The organism is Embleya sp. NPDC059213, assembly GCF_042754445.1.
Classification (GTDB): domain Bacteria; phylum Actinomycetota; class Actinomycetes; order Streptomycetales; family Streptomycetaceae; genus Embleya.
In genome coordinates, this window is the sequence record NZ_JBHZAV010000056.1 from 1 (window position 1) to 16,909 (window position 16,909).

A 16,909-nucleotide genomic window follows, 5' to 3' on the forward strand; every position below is an offset into this window, starting at 1 on the left:
CTGGAATACCAACTCCGATGCCGCGCCGGGATTTCTTTCCCGGGCGCGGCTTCGTGCCGTGCCGGGCTTGGCGGTTGCATCCAGGCGGTGTCGACACCGTCACACCCCGCCCGGGCATGGGGAATTGCTCCGCATTGTTACTGTTGAACGATTCCCGGTCGTCCAGATTCGTGAGGTCAGCACGTGCGAAAGCCCCTGATATCCGGCTCCCGCAAGGGAATTCGTGTGGTTGCGCTGCCGTTGGCGGCGGCTGCCGTACTGCTTGCGGGATGTGGCTCGGGAGGGGCCGACAAAGCGGCGAAGTCGGACGCGGCACAGGCGAAGCCGGGCTCGGACGAGAATGAGGCGAAGGACACACCGGCGCGGGTGAGCGTGGATCCGGCGGACGGCACCCAGGGCGTGGCGCCGGGCAAGCCGGTCACGGTGACCGCGGACGCCGGCACGCTGGCCTCGGTGCGCGTGGTGGACGCGGACAACCGGGCGCTGGAGGGCACGGTGGCGCCGGACGGCCGGACCTGGACCTCGACCACCCGGACCGTGCCGGGCGCGGCCTACACGGTGACCGCCACCACGCGCGGCAAGAAGGGGGCGGAGTCCTCGGCCACCACCCGGTTCGGCACCCTCAAGGCCGACATCGTGAACAAGGTCACACTGCGACCGGCCAACGGCGGCACGTTCGGCGTCGGCCAGCCGGTGTCGATCATGTTCGACCACGCGGTCAAGGACAAGGCCGAGGTCGAGCGCAACCTCAAGGTGGCCACGAGCACGAACGTCGAGGGCTCGTGGGGCTGGACCAAGGACCAGTCCGGCAAGGACCGGGTCGACTGGCGGCCGCGCGAGTTCTGGCCCAGTGGTACGAAGGTCACTCTGAACGCGAACCTGGCGGGTGTGGCCAGCGCTCCGGGCACCTACTTCGCCCGCGACTACGAGAGCACCTTCACGGTCGGCACGAACCGGGTCGTCGAGGTGGACATCACCAAGAAGCGGCTGACCGTGGTCGAGGACGGCGTCGCGGTCAAGACGCTCAAGATGTCGGCCGGTTCGAGCGAGTTCCCCACCCGCGGCGGCACGCACGTGATCCTGAACAAGAACGCCAAGGAGACGCTCGACTCGACCACGGTCGGCCTCGGCGACAGCTACAAGCTCCCGGACGTCCCGTGGGTGGTGCACTTCACCTCGTCGGGCACCTTCTTCCACTCGGCCGACTGGAACACCGCCAACATCGGCGTCGCCAACACCAGCCACGGCTGCGTCGGGATGACCATCCCGGACGCCGAGTGGTTCTACAACCGGGTCCAGGTCGGCGACCCGGTCGTGGTCAAGGGCTCGTCCAACACCGAGGCCACCGAGCCCGGCAACGGCTTCGGCAACTGGCAGCTGACCTACGACCAGTGGAAGGCCAAGAGCGCCCTGGCGGGCTGACCCCCGACCGCCGAACCGCTCCCGAACCGATCTCGCTGCGCGAGGCGGTCCGGACGCACGGACCGCTGTCCGAGGAGGCGGTCCGGGCGCTGGGCGCCGGGCTCGCCGCCGCGCTGGTGACCGTGCACGAGGTTCGGCTGGTGCATCGCGACCTCAAGCCCTCCAACGTGCTGCTCACGCTGGACGGTCCTCGGGTGATCGGCTTCGGGATCGCCCGGGCCGCCGACGCCACCGCGCTGACCACCACCGGGGTGTTCGTCGGGTCGCCCGCGTTCATGTCGCCGGAGCAGGCCGACGGCCGGGAGGCCGGCCGGCGACGTGTTCTCGCTCGGTTCGGTGCTCGTGCACGCGGCGACCGGCGTCGGGCCGTTCGGCGAGGGGCGCACATGTACCGGGTGATCGGCCACGAGCCGAACCTGTCCCGGGTGCCCTACTCGATGCACCCGGTGATCGAGGCGTGCCTGCACAAGGACCCGGAGCAGCGCCCGACCCCGGAGCAGATCGTCGCGGCGCTCGCTCCCGACGGGAACCCGCGCGTGTTGTTCGGGCCCGGTTGGCTGCCGGGCGGCGTGGTGGAGGTGATGGCCCGGCGGGCGGTGGACCTGCTGGAGATCGAGACCGAGCCGGAGCCGGCCGCCGATCTCGCACCGACCCGGGTGGCGGGCGCGGAGCCCACGCGCGTGGCGGGGGAGCAGGGGACTCGACTCGCCCCGGAGTCGACACCGGCGGGCCCGGCGCGGCCGAGCGGGAGCCGGCGCGGATGGTGGTGGAAGTACCCGCTGAGGACAAGCCGGCCGCGCGAAAGGCGCCGGAGCCGCAGGTCTCGGCACCGCTGGAACTGCCGATCGAGTTGGCGCACAAGTGGGAGGGGATCCTTCCGGCGACCGAGGACCCCAATGTGCCGCTCAAGATCGTGGTCACGATGAGCAAGGGTCGGATCGGCGATCCGGTCGGCCGGGTCACGTACATGAACCGCTACAACTCGGTGATGTGCGAGGCGCCGATGAGCCTGAAGGAATACACCAGGGGTCGGATCGTGCCGGGCGGCGGCATTCGGCCGGACAACTTCGGCTTCTGCACGCGCAACGACGTGGTCCTGTCGATCGTGGCCGACGGGACGCTCGAATTCGCCTCCACCGACAGCTACAACCGGACCTTCGCCGCGACGCTGGGCGGGGTGTGAGCGCGCCGCCGGCCGGATCGGTCGGCGGTCGGCCGTCGGGTCGGTCGTCCGGCGCGGCGCCGGTGGATTGCCGAATGGATTCTGCAACCCTCGTGGGGGAGAGGTATCTTCTACGAGTCTGTAGATCAACGGCTCGAAGCGTACCTGCGTGTGCGAGAGACAGAGGACTCCGATGGCTCTGTGGGACAAGTTCAAGCAGTCGGCCCAGACGATGCAGGGGCAACTGGAGGCGAAGAAGAACGAGTTGAAGAGTGGTGGCTTCCGGGACGCGAGCATGGCGATCTGTGCGCTGGTGGCCGCGGCCGACGGCTCGATCGACCCGGCCGAGCGGCAGCGGGTCACCACGCTGATCACCACCAACGACGTGTTGCGCAACTTCGCCGCGAGCGACCTGGAGCAGCGTTTCGAGGCATACCTGGCCAAGCTCACCGCCGACTTCGAGCTGGGCAAGGTGTCCCTGCTCCAGGACATCGCGAAGGTCAAGAAGAAGCCGACCGAGGCGCGTGCGGTGGTCCAGATCGGCATCGTTATCGGCGGCGCCGACGGCCACTTCGACAAGACGGAGCAGGCCGTCGTGCGGGACGCGTGCTTCGCACTCGACCTCGCGCCGGTCGAGTTCGGGCTCTGATTCAGGTCGGGCCCCCGATTCCGCTCGGACCCTGATTCCGGGTGGGTTCGCCGGCGGGGCGTGCGCACCCGTCAACCCTTTCGAGGGATCGATTCCGCCCGACGGCCGATGTTCGTCGGGCGGAATCGGGGGGCCCGTCGGACGTTGGAGACATGACCGACGCCCGCATGCGTTCCGGGCCGCGGCGGGCTCGCTGGTGGGGGCCGCTCGCGGTTGCCGCCGTGTTGGTACTGCTCGCCGGCGGGTGGCCGCTGATCGGGTCGTGGATCTCCGGGGACGAGCGGATCACGACGGGCACGGTGTTCCGGGTCGGGCCGGACGGGCACCGCGCGTGGTTTCGGGTCGGCTCCGGGTGGACGTTGGACCAGGCGGCGACCACGCCCTCGCGGGTGTTCGTACTGCGGCACGGCGACGTGGACCTGTCGATCGCATACATCTCACTGCCCCGGGCCGAGGACGCGGACGCGTTGTGGAGCGGGCTGCGCAGGACGATCCGGGTCGGCGACCCGCATGCCCGGCTCGGTCCGCCGGCGCCGTTGATCGCCGACGCCGGGGCGCAGGGCATGGCCGGCACGCTGATCCGGGGCGGCGACACCGGGCGGGCGGTGATCTATCCGGGCCCCGAGGACGCGTTCGCGATCCGGCTGCTCGCGCTCGCGCCGGCACGGACCACCGACCCGCAATGGTTGCCGGTGCGGGACGTGCTGCGGTCGCTGACGTTCACCGAGGAGGCCGCGTGAGCGCTGTCCCGGTCCGGCCGGCCGGCGAGCGTCCGGCGCCGATCGCCGGGACGGTGGCGCTGCTCGGGTGCCTGTTCGGCCTCGCGGTGATCGGTTACGAGTACCTCGACGTGGTGCGGGTGTTCCCGGCGGCGGCCGCGCTCGCGGGCTTTCTGCTTCTGCTCACCCTGGGCGTGGGCTATCTGTTGCCCCGGCGGATCCGACCCGTCGTCGCGCCCGGGCACGCGGCCTCGCTCGTCTGCGTCGGCTGGGGGATGACCGCCGCGACCGGGTGCGCGATCCCGGCCAACAGCGGGCTCGGCGGGATCTGGGCCAAGACCCTGGGCGTCGACTTCGCCGACGCGTGGGGCGCCGCGTCGACCGCGCCGTTCAACGAGGAGACGCTCAAGGTGTGCGGCGTGCTGATGCTCGCGCTGATCGCCTCGCGCGTGATCCGCGCGCCGATCGACGGGTGGGTGTACGGGGCGCTGGTCGGCCTGGGCTTCCAGGTGGTGGAGAACCTGCTGTACGCGCTGAACGCCATCCTGTTGGACGGTGCGACCGACCCCGGCGCGTCCGTGAACGCGTCGTTCGTACTGCGCGTGGGGATCACCGGGTGGGGTTCGCACTGGGCGATGAGTGCGGTGGCCGGCACCGGTATCGGCTACCTGGTCGCCCGCGACGGTCGACCGCTCGGCCGACGGGTGGTGGTCGCGCTCGGCTGCTGGGGGACGGCGATGGGGATGCACTGGCTCTTCAACGCGCCGGTCCTGCCCGGGTGGCGCGGCACGGTGCTGAAGGTCGTGGTGAACCTGGTGATCGCGCTGTTGGTCTACCGCTCCGCCCGCCGGCACTATCTGGCCCGGTTCCGCGAGGTGGCCGCCGAGGAGGCGGCGACCGGTGCGATCCGCCCGGAGGAGGCCGCGTTGTTGCCGCGCCGACGCGGTCGCCGACAGGCCCGGGGCGGCCCGCGTCCCCGCGCGACGCGGGTGCTGATCGGCGAGATCGAGGATGCCCAACTCGCGCTCGTGGCCGCCCGAATCGCACGCGCGGACCCGCCGTCCCGACCGCCGGCCGAGGACCTGCGTGTGGAGATCGCGACCCTGCGTTCGCACCTGCGCGGGACCCGGACCGGTGGCCGGCCGGCCGGCCCGGACGCACCCGGCGCGGCACCGGGGCCGTGAGGGTGTGCGGGGAGCCTTTGCAAGTTCGCGGCGGTGGAGTTCTACTTGAGGGAGCGAGAGGGGTCCGATACGGATAGACGCGGAGGAGCGGTCGAGATCGGGCCGCGCACCGCGCAATCAGGATCCGCGAGAAGTGGATGGGCCCCTCTCGACCGCCTCGTCGTGCGTCGTGGTTGCGCGGCCGGGCGGGTCGGTGACCCGGTTCGACGACTCGGTCACCTGGAGCAGGCGACACGGAAGCCCGCCGGACATCGGTCCGACGGGCTTCCGGGCTGTCGGCGATTTACTTGTCCGCGCTGTTACGGACCCACTGCCGCGGGCCGCCACCGACGCGGCCGGGGCGCGAGGGTCAGCCCTGGGCGGCTATCTTGCGCTTGACCTCGTCCATGTCCAGGCCCTGCGCCTGCTTGATCAGGTCGACGAGTGCGGCCTCCGGGAGCGCGCCCGGCTGCGAGAACACCACGACGCCGTCCCGGACCAGCATCACGGTCGGGATGGACTGGATCGAGAACGCCTGCGCGAGATCGGTTTCCGCCTCGGTGTCCACCTTGGCGAACACCACGTCGGGGGTCGCCTCCGAGACCTTTTCGAAGGTCGGCGCGAACGACCGGCAGGGCCCGCACCACGACGCCCAGAAATCGAGCACGGTCAGCCCGTCGCCGGATACGACCTCTTCGAAGTTCTCCTTGGTCAGTGCGACCGTGGCCATGCGTCCTCCCAAACGTTCGTGCCCCGTGTGTTGCCTGTCCGGCGGTACGTGCCTGTCAACAGGCGCGGGGGCGCGGGCATTCCTGGACTCCTTCCCCGGCTCGACCGAGCGACTCCGGGAGCGGGTCACGAGTCGGCGCCGAGGCGGCGGGGTCCGTCGGGAGCTGCCGGGGCCGCGGACGATACGGCTGTGTACGCCCCGTGATCCCAGCCGTCACACCCGCACCATAGGCTTGTTCGGACCGGTGCCGAACGCCGGTTTCCGTGCAGCCGAGGAGTCCCGCCATGCGCTACACCCGCCGCAGCGTCGTCAGTCTCGCCCCGGCCGAACCCGGCTGGGACGTCGAGGTGACCAAGGCCGGCGAAGAGGCCGTTCTGTGCCCCGTCATCGGCTGGGCCATCGTCGTGCTCGACACCAGCGCCGAGGGGCTGACCGAGACCGCGATCGAGCCCGCGTTCGTCTACGACGGTGCCGTGTACACCCCGGCCGAACTGGCGCACTCGATCGGTGAGCTGGACTACCAGATCATCGAACCCGAGGAGTGATCGGGCCGCGATCGGGCGCCGCCCGGTCGTGGTGTCTCGGCTCGGATCGGCTCGGATCGGCTCCCGTCGCACGGTCGGCGGGAGCCGTCGGCATGTGGTGGCTCGCCCGGCCCTACGGATTCGACTCGTCGGGCGGGTGGGCGCCGTCGGGCTCGCCCTCGGCGAATCGGGACAGGGCGATCGCGCCGGCCACGGCCAGCACGAAGCCGGCCAGGGCGAGCGGGACGTACGGGCCGGGGCGGCTGTGGTCGCCGAGGAAGAGCAGGCCGACGCCGGCGGGCAGCACGGTCTCGCCGACCACGAGTGCGGCGGCCACCGAGGTGACCGCGCCGCTCTGCAGCGCGACCGTGTACAGCAGGAAGGTCAGTGCGGCGCCCAGGAGCAGCGCGTAGGCGGCCGGGTCGCGAAGCAGCGCGGCCGGGGACAGGTCGGTGAGCACGCGCGTGGCCAGCGCGATCAGGCCGAAGCCGAGTCCGGAGAGCAGGCCGAGCAGGCGTGAGCGCCAGGGTTCGCCCGCTCGCGCGCAGCCCCACCCGGCCAGGCCCAGCAGCGCGACGCAGCCCAGGAGCGACCAGCGGAAGGCGGCGTGGGTGTGTGCGGGCCCCTCGTGTCCCGCGGAGACGCCGAGCAGGGCCAGGCCCGCGCAGACGGCGGCGACGGCGCCCCACTCGCGGCTGTGCAATCGGGCGCCCAGGACCGGGACGGCCAGCACCGCGGTGACCGCGAGGTTGGCCGACTGGGCGGCCTCGACGGCGAAGATCGGCAGCTCGCGCAGCGCGACGAACTGGCAGACGTACCCGGCCAGATCGAGTCCGATGCCGAGGACGAAGGGCCATTGCCCCAGGGCCCGGACCAGGACCCTGGGGTCGAGCCCGCTCGCGCTCGCGGTGCGCCGCGCGCCCAGGGCCTGGAATACGGTCGCGACGCCGTAACAGAGCGCGGCGGCGAGCGCCGCGAGCACGGAGAACAACACGGTTCGACGGTATGCGCCGCCGGGTCCGGGTCGGCGCAGGACGGGCGGGGCGAAGGGGTGACTCGGCGTGCGGCCGCCGCCCCGCAGCGAACTGCCGCTCCGGGACGCCCGGTTGGCCGGATCGGCGGATCAGCGCAGTTCGGCGACCACGGCGTCGTTGAGCACCGGCCAGACCTGGGCGGCCCACGGGCCGAACTCGCGGTCCGTCAGGCACACACAGGCCGCGTCCAGCTCCGGGTCCACCCACAGGAACGTGCCGCACGCGCCGAAGTGGCCATAGGTCGCGGGCGAGTTGGTGGTCCCGGTCCAGTGTGGCGACTTGTGGCCGCGGATCTCGAAGCCCAGCCCCCAGTCGTTGGGCCGCCGGGTGCCGTAGCCCGGCAGTACGCCGTCCAGGCCGGGGAAGACCACACCGGTGGCCTCGCGCACCGTCTCCGGGGCGAGCAGGCGCGGGGCGAGCAGCTCGGCCGCGAACCGGCTCAGGTCGCGCACGGTGGAGATGCCGCCGGCCGCGGGGGAGTCGCCGATCGTGGTCTCGGTCATGCCCAGCGGCGCGAAGACCGCCTGGCGGACGTACTCGCCGAACGGGATGTCGCACGCCTTCTCGATGGTGGCCCCGAGCAGGTTGAAGCCGGTGTTCGAGTAGATGCGCTTGCGACCGGGCCCGGCGAGGACGCGGTCCTCGTCGAAGGCCAGGCCCGAGGTGTGCGCCTGGAGGTGGCGGATCGTGGATCCCGGTGGGCCGGCCGCGTCGCCGGGATCGATCGCGCCCTCCTCGATCGCGGCGAGCGCCGCGTACGCGGTGAGCAACTTGGTCACCGAGGCGAGTCGGAACGGCTCGTCCACCGGGCCGTGCTCACCCTTGACCACCCCGTCCCGGGTGATCACGGCGGCAGCGGCCTTCCCGACGGGCCAGGTGTCGATCATGCGCAGGCTGTTCACGGGAGTCGAGCCTACGGTGAGCCCACGCGGGCGCCCAACCGAGGGAGCAGATCATGCATCAGGGCGGCCAGTTCGTGCGCACACGCGACGAAATCGGCGACCTCGCCGCCGCCCGGGTCGACCACGTCCTCCCAGTCCGGTTCGAGTTCGACCGAGGCGAGGTCGAGCCCGGCGAGCCGAGGGGCCAGGGGTCGGTCCGTCGGGCCGGCGGCGGGCAGGTCGCGGACCAGGCGTTTGAGCGTCGCGGTGCGGGCGGCGCCGTGCGGGTGGTGCCGACGGATGTACTGGACCTGTTGGTACTCCTGGGTGATCACCAGGTCGGCGGCGGCCACGTGCGCGTCGGTGAGTTGGGTGCTGCGGTGTCCGGGCGCCCGCAGGCCCAGTTCGGCCAGGGCGCTGCGGGTGCGCCAGCTGATCGCCAGGCCCTCGACCACGAAGGTGCCGGCCGTGGCCACCGGCCAATCGGGTCGGGCCGTCCGGGCGAGCTCGCCCGCGATCACCGAGCGGGTGGCGTTGCCGGTGCAGACGAAGAGCAGCGAGGTCATCCGCACATGATGGCCTCGTGGGTGCGGGGTCAGTCGGTGACCTTGCTCGGCGGGGCGTCGTAGACGAGGTCGAAGTAGTCGGGGTGCCTGCCGATCCAGGTCTTGACGAAGGGGCACAGCGGCAGGACCTTGCGATTGCCGGTGCGTACCCGATCGAGTGCCCCGCGGACGAGTGCGCTGCCGACGCCCTTGCCCTCGAACCTCGGGTCCACCTCCGTGTGGGTGAACACGATCAGCACGTCGGTGGTCATGTAGTCGGCGAAGCCGGCCAGGTCGCCGTCGATCCGGGCCTCGAAGCGGTTCTGTGCCGGGACGTCCTCGACCGTGATGTCCATGTGATCCCTCGTCTGCGTCGGTGTGGGGGTCGGCCGGTGCCGACCCGTCGGTCTCTCGAATCCATTCGAACGTATACCGGGGCGGGTCGCGACCGCGTCGATCGGCACTCCGGTGATCGTTTGCCGGGGCACCGCCGTTGACCTCGTGGGCGACCTGGGAGAGCATGCGCAGATCTGACGCATCGTCACATTCGCCGAGGAGGCACCATCCATGCTTGATCCCGAACCCCTCGCCGGTCAGGTCGCGGTCGTCACCGGAGGCGGCGCGGGCATCGGCGGCGGGGTCTCCCGGCTGCTGGCCCGAGCGGGTGCGCTCGTGGTGCTGAACGACATCGACGCGGATTGGGCCGAGCAGGCCCGAAAGGACATCGAGGCGGCCGGCGGCCGGGTGCGGGTGGTGCTCGGCGACATTCGCGAGTCGGCCACCGTGGAACGGCTGCGGGACGCCGCCGCGGCGGCGGGCGGCGCGGACGTACTCGTGAACAACGTCGGCGACTATCGGCCCTCGACCACCTTCCTGCGCAGCACGGAGGAGCAGTGGCGGGCGCTGCACGCGATCAACTTCGAGCATGTGTTGCGGGTCACCCACGCGGTGCTGCCGCAGATGATCGAGCGTGGCTCGGGAAGCATCGTGAACGTGTCCACCGTCGAGGCGCTGCGGGGCATCCCGGGCTGCCCGGTGTACTCCGCCTACAACGCGGCGATCATCGCGTTCACCAAGAGCCTCGCGGTGGACGTGGCGCGCAAGGGGGTCCGGGTCAACGCGATCGCGCCGGACATGGCGAACACGCCGCAGACGACATATGAGGCGAAATTGCGGGACCGTGACCCCGAGTTGATCGGTTCGTGGGTGCCGATGGCGCGATTCGGCGAACCCGATGACTACGCGAAGGTTGTGCTCTTCCTGGCGAGTGCCGCATCGTCGTATGTGACGGGTCATCTGATCCCGGTGGACGGCGGTACGACCGCCGCGAGCGGTTGGTACGGCAAGGCGGACGGTCGCGGGTGGACCAACCTGCCGGATGGTGCGTGAGTGGCATTTCGTAGGGTGTCCGGTTGTTGTTCGGGGCGGGAACCGAGCAGGTGTCCCAAACGTCGGGACAGCAATAGGGGAACGATGGTGTGACCGACCGAGTCGGTCGCGCCGATCGGATCGGGACGGCGTGAACGACACGAGCACGACCACGAATACGACGATGAGTACGACCACGTGCACGACCGGCCGAAGCGTCACCGGGGGGACGACGGACATGGCACGTACGAGGGTGAGGGCCTACCTCAATCTGGCCATCCTGGTCGCCGGGCTCGAACTCCTCGCCGTCGGGATCTGGTTCGTCCTCGAGGGTCTTCGGTTCGACCAGTCCGACGCCATGATGGTGGTCTACGTCGCGGCCGCGGCGGTGCTCGGTTCGGTCATCTGGCTGGTCGGATATCGGCCTCGGGCCGGGGAGTCGGCCGAATATTGCGACGACACCGCGCTGCGGGACGCGAAGGCCCGCCTGGACCGGATGGACCCGACCCGGCTGGCCGAGCACGTGGCCGAACTGTGCGAGCGGGACGGGCTGGCCGAGGTCGAGACGGTGCGCGTGGTCGAGGACGCGTACGCGGTGGACATCCACGCCAGGCGCGGCGACGGCACCCCGGCCCTGCTCCGCTGCCGCAGCGCGGAGGGCCCGGGCCCGGTGGCGGGCGGGGTGGTCGAGGACTTCGTATCCGCGCTCGCCGCCGGCCCGGACACGAAGCGGCCGGGGCCACTGCTCCTGGCGACCACGGCGGGCTGCTTCTCCACCAAGGCCGAAGCCCTCGCGGCCGGCGCCGGGGTGATCCTCCTCGACCGCTCGGCCCTCGCCCACTGGGAATGCGACAAGGAGATCCCGGAGGTCCTGGCCGCGTAGGCGTGGTCCACCCGGTGGGTCCTACCGCCGGGCGGTGCCGATCGTCGAGGGCTTCGGCGCGATGTGTCGGTCGGGCCGAAGGTCAGGCGCAGCAACCTCCGCCGCAGCAGCCTCCGCCGCCTCCGCCGCCCGTGCTGGGGGCGGAGGCGCCCGTTGCCACGGCGACGGTCGACAGGAGCTTTGTGCTGTCGGTGTGGCCGTCCGGGCAGGTGGCGGGGTCGTTCGCCGCCGACATCGGGCGGTTGAGTTCGTAGGTGAGTCCACAGGCGCGGCAGCGGTAGTCATAGCGAGGCATGGCGCCAAGGCTAGTACCGGGGCAGGCGTCGGCGGAGCGGGTCAGGCTTTCGGGCCGTTGCTTTGCACGACCTCGAAGGACCACAGGGCCGAGTCGGTGGAGGCGGGCTTGGGGCGCTCGGCGCCGTCGCCCTGTGCGTGGGCGGCCTGCATGTTCCCGGCCATCCACGCCTTGAAGTCCTCCTCGCTGCGCCAGCGGGTGTAGACGAGGTACTTGTCGGTCCCTTCGACCGGGCGCAGCAGCTCGAACCACTCGAAGCCGTCCTGCGAGTCCACCATCCCGGCGCGCGACGCGAATCGCTGCTCCAGGGTCTCCCGCATCTCGGCGGGTACGGTCAGCGCGTTGATCTTCACCACAGACATGACCCCAGTGTGCCCGACACGCGCCGGCGTGCCGCCCCCGCCCGGTGTGGCGCCGGCTCAAGGATTGCCGGTCATTCGGAACGGTCGTGCCAGGCCCCGGGGTTCCCCGGTGGCCATCCAAGCGACCGCCCAGGAGGGTCGGGCATCCGCGCGTCCGGGTTTGTCGCGCGAGACGTACGCTCGGAGATCCGGCTGCCGAGGAATACGCCGGAGAGGTGATTGCTCGGCTCGCACCGAAGGAGCCGGAAGGAAAATTGGTGCGCCGGGCCGCAGTCGCGCATCTCGACCCGGCCTTGATTCTGCTTGGCGTCGGCAAAATCGACGAGGCGTGCGACGCAGCCCGACGCGCCATCTCCTCGCGCAGGGTCGTGCCGTCCGGCCACTGGCGGGTGCTCGACGTCGTGAAGGTGGTCGAGGGCCGCCGTATGCCGGAGGCCGCCGACCTCAGGGCCGCCTATGACGGCTTGAAGCAGTCCGGGACCGCCTCCACCTGATCGGGCGTGGGACGGCCCCGGGCGCGGGGTGGGCAGCGCTCGGGGCCGTCGATCGGGGGTGTGGTCAGGGGCGGAGGGGGCCTTCGCAGGTGTAGGGGGAGGTGGCGGCGAGGGTGTTGGGCCAGGGGACCGGTGGGGCGAAGTGGCAGTTCATGTCGGCGAGGTTGTTCAGGGCCGCGCCGGCGCGGGTGAGGATGAAGTAGTCGACCGTGGCGGCCATGTCCTTGTGCATGCGGCCGGGGTCGGTCGAGCCGATGTTCGCGGTGATCGAGCCCTTGCAGGTGAAGCGCGGCTGGGCTTCCCGGGTCGCGGTGCACGAGGTCGGGTCGTTGGCGGTGGCCTGGCGGAAGACCTGGCGGATGTAGTCGGGCCCGGTCGCCGAGAGTCGGGCGGTCGGGGTGTAGGTGGCCACCGGGACGATCAGGTTGTCCACGCCGGCGATCTGCCGGTCGAGGTAGGTGTCGAACTCGGCCTGGAAGGTCGGTCCGCTGACCCGGTCCAGGAAGGCGTCGTAGCCGGCCACGTCGTTGCCGCGCAGGTGGGTGTACATCTCGGTGAGCAGGTCGGGGTGGTCGCGGCCGAGCATCGAGAAGAACGAACCGGAGTAGGCGTAGTAGCGGAAGAAGTAGCCGTCGTCGTCGTACTCGAAGTGCAGGGTCTCGCGGACGGTGGGTCGGCTGCCGTACTTCTGCACGTCCGAGATCACCTTGGTGACCAGTGACTTGCGCAGTTTCACGCCCTGGTCACGGGTCGAGCCGGCCAGGTATTCGGCCATGCCCTCGTCGAAGGCCGTCGTCCGGTTCTCCGCGTACCAGGGTCCCTGGCCGAACGAACCGGGCACCGCCCAGCGGCCGTTGAGGTAGTGGGTGTACTCGTGGCGGAACAACTCCTCCAACTGGAGGAGGGAATCACGCGGCACGACGCGCTGGTACGTGTAGAAGGTCGCGCCCTCCTCGATGTACAACCCGCCGTTGCCGGTCGAGTAGCCGTACAGGAACGGCTGGTAGGTGTGGTAGTCGGCCATGCTCGCGTAGAGCCGGACCGTCAGCTTGTGGTTCGGGTCGCCGGCGAGCGGCAGGTCGCTGCCGATCGTGCGGAAGAACTGCTCCTTGACCTGCTTGGACGCGTAGTACAACTGCTCGACGGTGGCCCGGTCGAGGGACGTGTGCACCTCGATGTCGCCCAGGTCGTAGGTGTACGTGTTCGGGAAGACCATCGCCTCGACGTCGGCCCGACACACGCCCGCGGCATGGCAACTGCCGTAGTTCTCCAGCCAGTGCGCGACCTCGCTCCACGGCACGGAGAACCGGCCGTACCAACCCTCCGTGTCGGTGAGCAGCGTGCCCAGGCCGGCCACGGTCTCCGCGGTCAGGCTCCCGATCTGCCCGAGTCGGCCGTACTCCAGCACGCCGTTGCGCAGCAGCCCCGACGTGCCCGGCGTGTTCAGGTGCCGGTAGCCGACGAATGCCTTGAGCCCGGCCCGGTACGCCGGATCGGCCTGCACGGCGGCGATGAAGCCCGCGTCGTGGTTGTAGATGCCGTGGTAGGCGATGTTCTGCGCGGCCAGCGTGGCGGCCGGGCGGTTCGGGCTCTGCCAGGCGTTGGTGCTGCCGTCCATGTCCCGGAACACCCGGGTAAGCAGCGGCAGTTGGTGCTGACGGACGCCGTCGACGTCGGCGCTGATCAGCACCTCGCGCAGCAGCGCGCCCGAGGTGGGGGTGACGTCGAACGCGTGCGGCCCGGCGCGGAAGGCGTCGGCCGCCGTGTTGATCGCCGCCACCACCGCCGGTCCGCGCAGGTCGATCGCCGGGTTGTCCCAGTCGAGATAGAGCGCGGCGTGCGTGAAGTACCAGAGTTCGTACAGGTGCGACGCGTTGGTGCCGTCGTAACCGGGCGCCAGCGCGGTGATTCGGGCCAGTACCGCCTGGAGGTGAGCCGGCGTCAGCACCCGGCCCAACTCGGGCGTATAGGTCCACAGGAAGCCGCGCAGGCAATCGGGTCCGACGTCGGCGCGGGTGAGGAAGTCGACCAGCGCCGGTGGGGACAGTGCGGAGAACTCGGCGAGGGTGCACCCCGGCACCGCGGCGGCGGTCGTGGCGCGCTGGTGCGCGGGCGGGCCGAGCGGGAGGTCCGCCGGGGACGGGCCTCGGCCGGGTGCCTCGGCGTTGCTTGCGTCGGCCGGCCCCGGACCTCGGTCGGGGCCGAGTGAGAGCGGCGAGCCGATCCGGTCGACCTCGTCGCCCGGATCGGCCGCCGTCGCCGTGTTCGCTTGCCCGACCCGCGAGTTCGCGCTCGGGACGGGGGCGGCCGAGGCCGCCGCCGGTACTGCGATCGGCAGTACCGCGACGGCCAGCGCCAAGAGGGGAACGCTTGTGGCAAACCACTTTCTCCGGCGTACGTGAGCACTCATGTACGGCCCTTCGGGCACGGGTGGACCACGGTCGGTGGTCCACGGTGAGAACACGACGACGAGTACAATGGCATATGTCACACGTGACATCCAGATGAATGCGCGTTGAATCGGCGACCGACCACTGCGCCGGAAGCGGGTATTCCCCCGGCGAACCCGTGACCGCCGGCTCCCGAGCGACTAGCGTCGGCCGCAGGCGCCCCGAGCCGCGGCACGGCCCGGGTGAATGCCGCTGATGGTCCGTCATGCCCACTGCACGGCAACGGAAGCGGAGGCTCGCGTGGTCTACAGTCAGCCCGGCCAACCGGACAGCATCGTCACCTTCGAACCCCGGTACGACAACTACATCGGGGGCAAGTGGGTGCCGCCCGTGCAGGGCCGGTACTTCGACGACATCACCCCCGTGACCGGACAGCCGTTCTGCGAGGTGGCCCGCTCCACCGCCGAGGACGTCGAACTCGCGCTGGACGCCGCACACGCCGCCGCCGACGCGTGGGGACGGACCAGCGTCACCGAGCGGTCGCTGATCCTGCTGCGGATCGCCGATCGCATCGAGCAGAACCTCGAACGCCTCGCGGTCACCGAGTCGTGGGAGAACGGCAAGCCGGTCCGCGAGACATTGGCCGCCGATCTGCCGCTGGCGATAGACCACTTCCGCTACTTCGCCGGGGTGATCCGGGCCCAGGAGGGCTCCATCTCGCAGCTCGACGAGGACACCGTCGCGTACCACTTCCACGAGCCGCTCGGCGTGGTGGCGCAGATCATCCCGTGGAACTTCCCGCTGCTGATGGCCACGTGGAAGCTCGCACCGGCGCTCGCGGCCGGGAACTGCGTGGTGCTCAAGCCCGCCGAGCAGACCCCGGTGAGCATCCTGGTGCTGATCGAACTGATCGCCGACCTGCTGCCGCCCGGCGTGCTCAACGTGATCAACGGCTTCGGCTTCGAGGCCGGCAAGCCGCTCGCGAGCAGCAACCGGGTGGCCAAGGTCGCCTTCACCGGCGAGACCACCACCGGTCGGCTCATCCTGCAGTACGCCTCGCAGAACATCATCCCGGTGACCGTCGAACTCGGCGGCAAGAGCCCGAACATCTTCTTCGCCGACGTGGCCGACCAGGACGACGACTTCTTCGACAAGGCGATCGAGGGATTCGTGATGTTCGCGCTCAACCAGGGCGGGGTCTGTACCTGTCCGTCCCGGGCGCTGATCCACGAGTCGATCTACGACCGGTTCATCGAGCGCGCGTTGGCGCGCACCCGGGCGATCGTGCAGGGCAACCCGCTCGATCCGGCGACCATGGTCGGCGCGCAGGCGTCCAACGACCAGTTGGAGAAGATCCTCTCCTACCTCGACATCGGCCGGCAGGAGGGCGCCGAGATCCTGACCGGCGGCGGGCGCAAGGTGGTCGAGGGCTTCGAGGACGGCTACTACGTCGAGCCGACCATCTTCAAGGGCAGCAACGACATGCGGATCTTCCAGGAGGAGATCTTCGGCCCGGTGGTCTCGGTGACCACCTTCCGCGACGACGCCGAGGCGCTGCGGATCGCCAACGACACGCTGTACGGCCTGGGCGCGGGCGTGTGGACCCGGGACGCGACGCGGGCCTACCGGTTCGGCCGGGAGATCAAGGCCGGCCGGGTGTGGACCAACTGCTACCACGCCTACCCCGCGCACGCGGCGTTCGGCGGATACAAGGCGTCCGGCATGGGTCGGGAGAACCACCGGATGATGCTCGGCCACTACCAGAACACCAAGAACATGCTGGTCAGTTACTCGGCGAAGAAGCTCGGATTCTTCTGATGGACGAACCGGTGCGGACGCCGAGCGGGCCCGAGGGGTGGGCCGGTTCGGTGGAGAAGGTCGCGATCACCGCGGCCGCCGCCGACCTGGTGGCCGAACTCGCGGCCGAACACGGGCCGTTGTTGTTCCACCAGTCGGGCGGATGTTGCGACGGGTCGTCGCCGATGTGCTACCCGCGCGGGGAGTTCCTGGTCGGCGACGCCGACGTGTTGCTGGGCTGGGTCGCGGAGCAGCCGTTCTACATGTCCGCGGCGCAGTACGAGTACTGGCGGCACACCCACCTGACCGTGGACGTGGTGCCCGGGCGGGGCGGCGGATTCTCGGTCGAGGCGCCCACCGGCAGGCGATTCCTGATCCGCTCCCGGGTGTTCACCGACGACGAGGCACGCCGACTGGAGACGCACGAGGTGACGCCGGGCCGCAGGCACTGAGCGGACCCGGACACCGGAACGGGGGCGGCCCGGCCGGGC

General features: G+C 70.7%; 20 protein-coding genes. 12 read left to right on the forward strand and 8 right to left on the reverse strand.

All coding sequences use genetic code 11. From position 1 onward, the window contains the following. The first annotated feature begins 366 nt into the window (after positions 1-366). The 6 genes from ACFXMF_RS21525 to ACFXMF_RS21550 all read left to right on the forward strand — a co-directional run bounded on the left by ACFXMF_RS21525 (position 367) and on the right by ACFXMF_RS21550 (position 5,136). Positions 367-1,422, forward strand: a complete 1,056-nt coding sequence (locus ACFXMF_RS21525; protein WP_379991445.1) for an Ig-like domain-containing protein — start codon at positions 367-369, stop codon at positions 1,420-1,422. Beyond that, entirely contained in the window at positions 1,392-2,348 is a 957-nt protein-coding gene (locus ACFXMF_RS21530) for a hypothetical protein (protein ID WP_379991444.1), read from the forward strand. The genes ACFXMF_RS21525 and ACFXMF_RS21530 overlap by 31 nt, the downstream gene beginning before the upstream one ends. Next, positions 2,345-2,605 (forward strand): hypothetical protein, encoded by a 261-nt coding sequence (locus ACFXMF_RS21535; RefSeq protein ID WP_380017956.1) that lies wholly within the window; start codon positions 2,345-2,347, stop codon positions 2,603-2,605. The genes ACFXMF_RS21530 and ACFXMF_RS21535 overlap by 4 nt, the downstream gene beginning before the upstream one ends. 172 nt (positions 2,606-2,777) lie before the next feature. Next, positions 2,778-3,233 carry a tellurite resistance TerB family protein gene (locus ACFXMF_RS21540; RefSeq protein WP_360310322.1) on the forward strand — a complete coding sequence of 152 codons (456 nt, stop codon included), beginning with the start codon at positions 2,778-2,780 and terminating at the stop codon, positions 3,231-3,233. 152 nt (positions 3,234-3,385) lie between these two features. Then, positions 3,386-3,973 carry a hypothetical protein gene (locus ACFXMF_RS21545; protein WP_360310320.1) on the forward strand — a complete coding sequence of 196 codons (588 nt, stop codon included), beginning with the start codon at positions 3,386-3,388 and terminating at the stop codon, positions 3,971-3,973. Further along, positions 3,970-5,136 carry a PrsW family intramembrane metalloprotease gene (locus ACFXMF_RS21550; protein ID WP_379991443.1) on the forward strand — a complete coding sequence of 389 codons (1,167 nt, stop codon included), beginning with the start codon at positions 3,970-3,972 and terminating at the stop codon, positions 5,134-5,136. Before ACFXMF_RS21545 ends, ACFXMF_RS21550 begins: the two co-directional genes overlap by 4 nt. 349 nt (positions 5,137-5,485) lie before the next feature. On the opposite strand, the gene trxA is transcribed toward ACFXMF_RS21550, so the two are convergent. Then, positions 5,486-5,857: a thioredoxin gene (trxA, locus tag ACFXMF_RS21555; RefSeq protein WP_360310316.1), complete on the reverse strand. Its 372-nt coding sequence runs from the start codon at positions 5,855-5,857 to the stop codon at positions 5,486-5,488. A gap of 272 nt (positions 5,858-6,129) precedes the next feature. On the opposite strand from trxA, the gene ACFXMF_RS21560 reads away from it, so the two are divergent. Beyond that, positions 6,130-6,390 carry a hypothetical protein gene (locus ACFXMF_RS21560; protein WP_020554669.1) on the forward strand — a complete coding sequence of 87 codons (261 nt, stop codon included), beginning with the start codon at positions 6,130-6,132 and terminating at the stop codon, positions 6,388-6,390. A 112-nt stretch (positions 6,391-6,502) separates the two neighbouring features. On the opposite strand, the gene ACFXMF_RS21565 is transcribed toward ACFXMF_RS21560, so the two are convergent. From ACFXMF_RS21565 to ACFXMF_RS21580, 4 genes are all read right to left on the reverse strand, one after another. Continuing rightward, the gene (locus tag ACFXMF_RS21565; RefSeq protein ID WP_379991442.1) at positions 6,503-7,363 is read right to left on the reverse strand and encodes a hypothetical protein; all 861 of its coding nucleotides are present in this window, start codon (positions 7,361-7,363) and stop codon (positions 6,503-6,505) included. 129 nt (positions 7,364-7,492) lie between these two features. After that, entirely contained in the window at positions 7,493-8,305 is an 813-nt protein-coding gene (locus ACFXMF_RS21570) for a serine hydrolase domain-containing protein (RefSeq protein ID WP_360310312.1), read from the reverse strand. 11 nt (positions 8,306-8,316) lie between these two features. Further along, positions 8,317-8,850, reverse strand: a complete 534-nt coding sequence (locus ACFXMF_RS21575; protein WP_379991441.1) for a hypothetical protein — start codon at positions 8,848-8,850, stop codon at positions 8,317-8,319. Between the two features lie 29 nt (positions 8,851-8,879). Further along, on the reverse strand, positions 8,880-9,185 hold the full coding sequence (locus ACFXMF_RS21580) for a GNAT family N-acetyltransferase (protein ID WP_360310308.1): 306 nt from the start codon (positions 9,183-9,185) through the stop codon (positions 8,880-8,882). A gap of 211 nt (positions 9,186-9,396) precedes the next feature. Between ACFXMF_RS21580 and ACFXMF_RS21585 the strand changes: the two genes are divergently transcribed. Continuing rightward, positions 9,397-10,218 carry an SDR family oxidoreductase gene (locus tag ACFXMF_RS21585; protein ID WP_360310306.1) on the forward strand — a complete coding sequence of 274 codons (822 nt, stop codon included), beginning with the start codon at positions 9,397-9,399 and terminating at the stop codon, positions 10,216-10,218. 217 nt (positions 10,219-10,435) lie between these two features. Further along, the gene (locus ACFXMF_RS21590) at positions 10,436-11,080 is read left to right on the forward strand and encodes a restriction endonuclease (RefSeq protein ID WP_360310304.1); all 645 of its coding nucleotides are present in this window, start codon (positions 10,436-10,438) and stop codon (positions 11,078-11,080) included. An 82-nt stretch (positions 11,081-11,162) separates the two neighbouring features. On the opposite strand, the gene ACFXMF_RS21595 is transcribed toward ACFXMF_RS21590, so the two are convergent. After that, the gene (locus ACFXMF_RS21595) at positions 11,163-11,375 is read right to left on the reverse strand and encodes a zinc ribbon domain-containing protein (RefSeq protein WP_360310302.1); all 213 of its coding nucleotides are present in this window, start codon (positions 11,373-11,375) and stop codon (positions 11,163-11,165) included. Positions 11,376-11,416: 41 nt separating this feature from the next. Then, a complete protein-coding gene (locus ACFXMF_RS21600; RefSeq protein ID WP_360310300.1) occupies positions 11,417-11,737 on the reverse strand; it encodes an antibiotic biosynthesis monooxygenase in 321 nt (106 codons plus the stop codon). A gap of 215 nt (positions 11,738-11,952) precedes the next feature. On the opposite strand from ACFXMF_RS21600, the gene ACFXMF_RS21605 reads away from it, so the two are divergent. Then, on the forward strand, positions 11,953-12,231 hold the full coding sequence (locus ACFXMF_RS21605) for a hypothetical protein (RefSeq protein WP_360310298.1): 279 nt from the start codon (positions 11,953-11,955) through the stop codon (positions 12,229-12,231). Between the two features lie 64 nt (positions 12,232-12,295). Here the strand turns inward: ACFXMF_RS21605 and ACFXMF_RS21610 are convergent, their stop codons facing one another. Beyond that, complete coding sequence (locus ACFXMF_RS21610) at positions 12,296-14,590, reverse strand: collagenase (protein ID WP_380020726.1); 2,295 nt, start codon at positions 14,588-14,590, stop codon at positions 12,296-12,298. A gap of 331 nt (positions 14,591-14,921) precedes the next feature. Between ACFXMF_RS21610 and adh the strand changes: the two genes are divergently transcribed. Next, a complete protein-coding gene (gene adh / locus ACFXMF_RS21615; RefSeq protein WP_380020728.1) occupies positions 14,922-16,439 on the forward strand; it encodes an aldehyde dehydrogenase in 1,518 nt (505 codons plus the stop codon). Next, a complete protein-coding gene (locus ACFXMF_RS21620; protein ID WP_360310292.1) occupies positions 16,439-16,870 on the forward strand; it encodes a DUF779 domain-containing protein in 432 nt (143 codons plus the stop codon). The genes adh and ACFXMF_RS21620 overlap by 1 nt, the downstream gene beginning before the upstream one ends. Positions 16,871-16,909: the final 39 nt, after the last annotated feature.

Excerpts from the sequence above, each read along its gene's own strand:
- ACFXMF_RS21535 (WP_380017956.1), top strand. The coding sequence starts at position 2,345 with ATGAGCAAGGGTCGGATCGGCGATCCGGTCGGCCGGGTCACGTACATG.
- ACFXMF_RS21540 (WP_360310322.1), top strand. The coding sequence starts at position 2,778 with ATGGCTCTGTGGGACAAGTTCAAGCAGTCGGCCCAGACGATGCAGGGG.
- ACFXMF_RS21545 (WP_360310320.1), top strand. The coding sequence starts at position 3,386 with ATGACCGACGCCCGCATGCGTTCCGGGCCGCGGCGGGCTCGCTGGTGG.
- ACFXMF_RS21560 (WP_020554669.1), top strand. The coding sequence starts at position 6,130 with ATGCGCTACACCCGCCGCAGCGTCGTCAGTCTCGCCCCGGCCGAACCC.
- ACFXMF_RS21575 (WP_379991441.1), bottom strand. The coding sequence starts at position 8,850 with ATGACCTCGCTGCTCTTCGTCTGCACCGGCAACGCCACCCGCTCGGTG.
- ACFXMF_RS21580 (WP_360310308.1), bottom strand. The coding sequence starts at position 9,185 with ATGGACATCACGGTCGAGGACGTCCCGGCACAGAACCGCTTCGAGGCC.
- ACFXMF_RS21585 (WP_360310306.1), top strand. The coding sequence starts at position 9,397 with ATGCTTGATCCCGAACCCCTCGCCGGTCAGGTCGCGGTCGTCACCGGA.
- ACFXMF_RS21590 (WP_360310304.1), top strand. The coding sequence starts at position 10,436 with ATGGCACGTACGAGGGTGAGGGCCTACCTCAATCTGGCCATCCTGGTC.
- ACFXMF_RS21595 (WP_360310302.1), bottom strand. The coding sequence starts at position 11,375 with ATGCCTCGCTATGACTACCGCTGCCGCGCCTGTGGACTCACCTACGAA.
- ACFXMF_RS21600 (WP_360310300.1), bottom strand. The coding sequence starts at position 11,737 with ATGTCTGTGGTGAAGATCAACGCGCTGACCGTACCCGCCGAGATGCGG.
- ACFXMF_RS21620 (WP_360310292.1), top strand. The coding sequence starts at position 16,439 with ATGGACGAACCGGTGCGGACGCCGAGCGGGCCCGAGGGGTGGGCCGGT.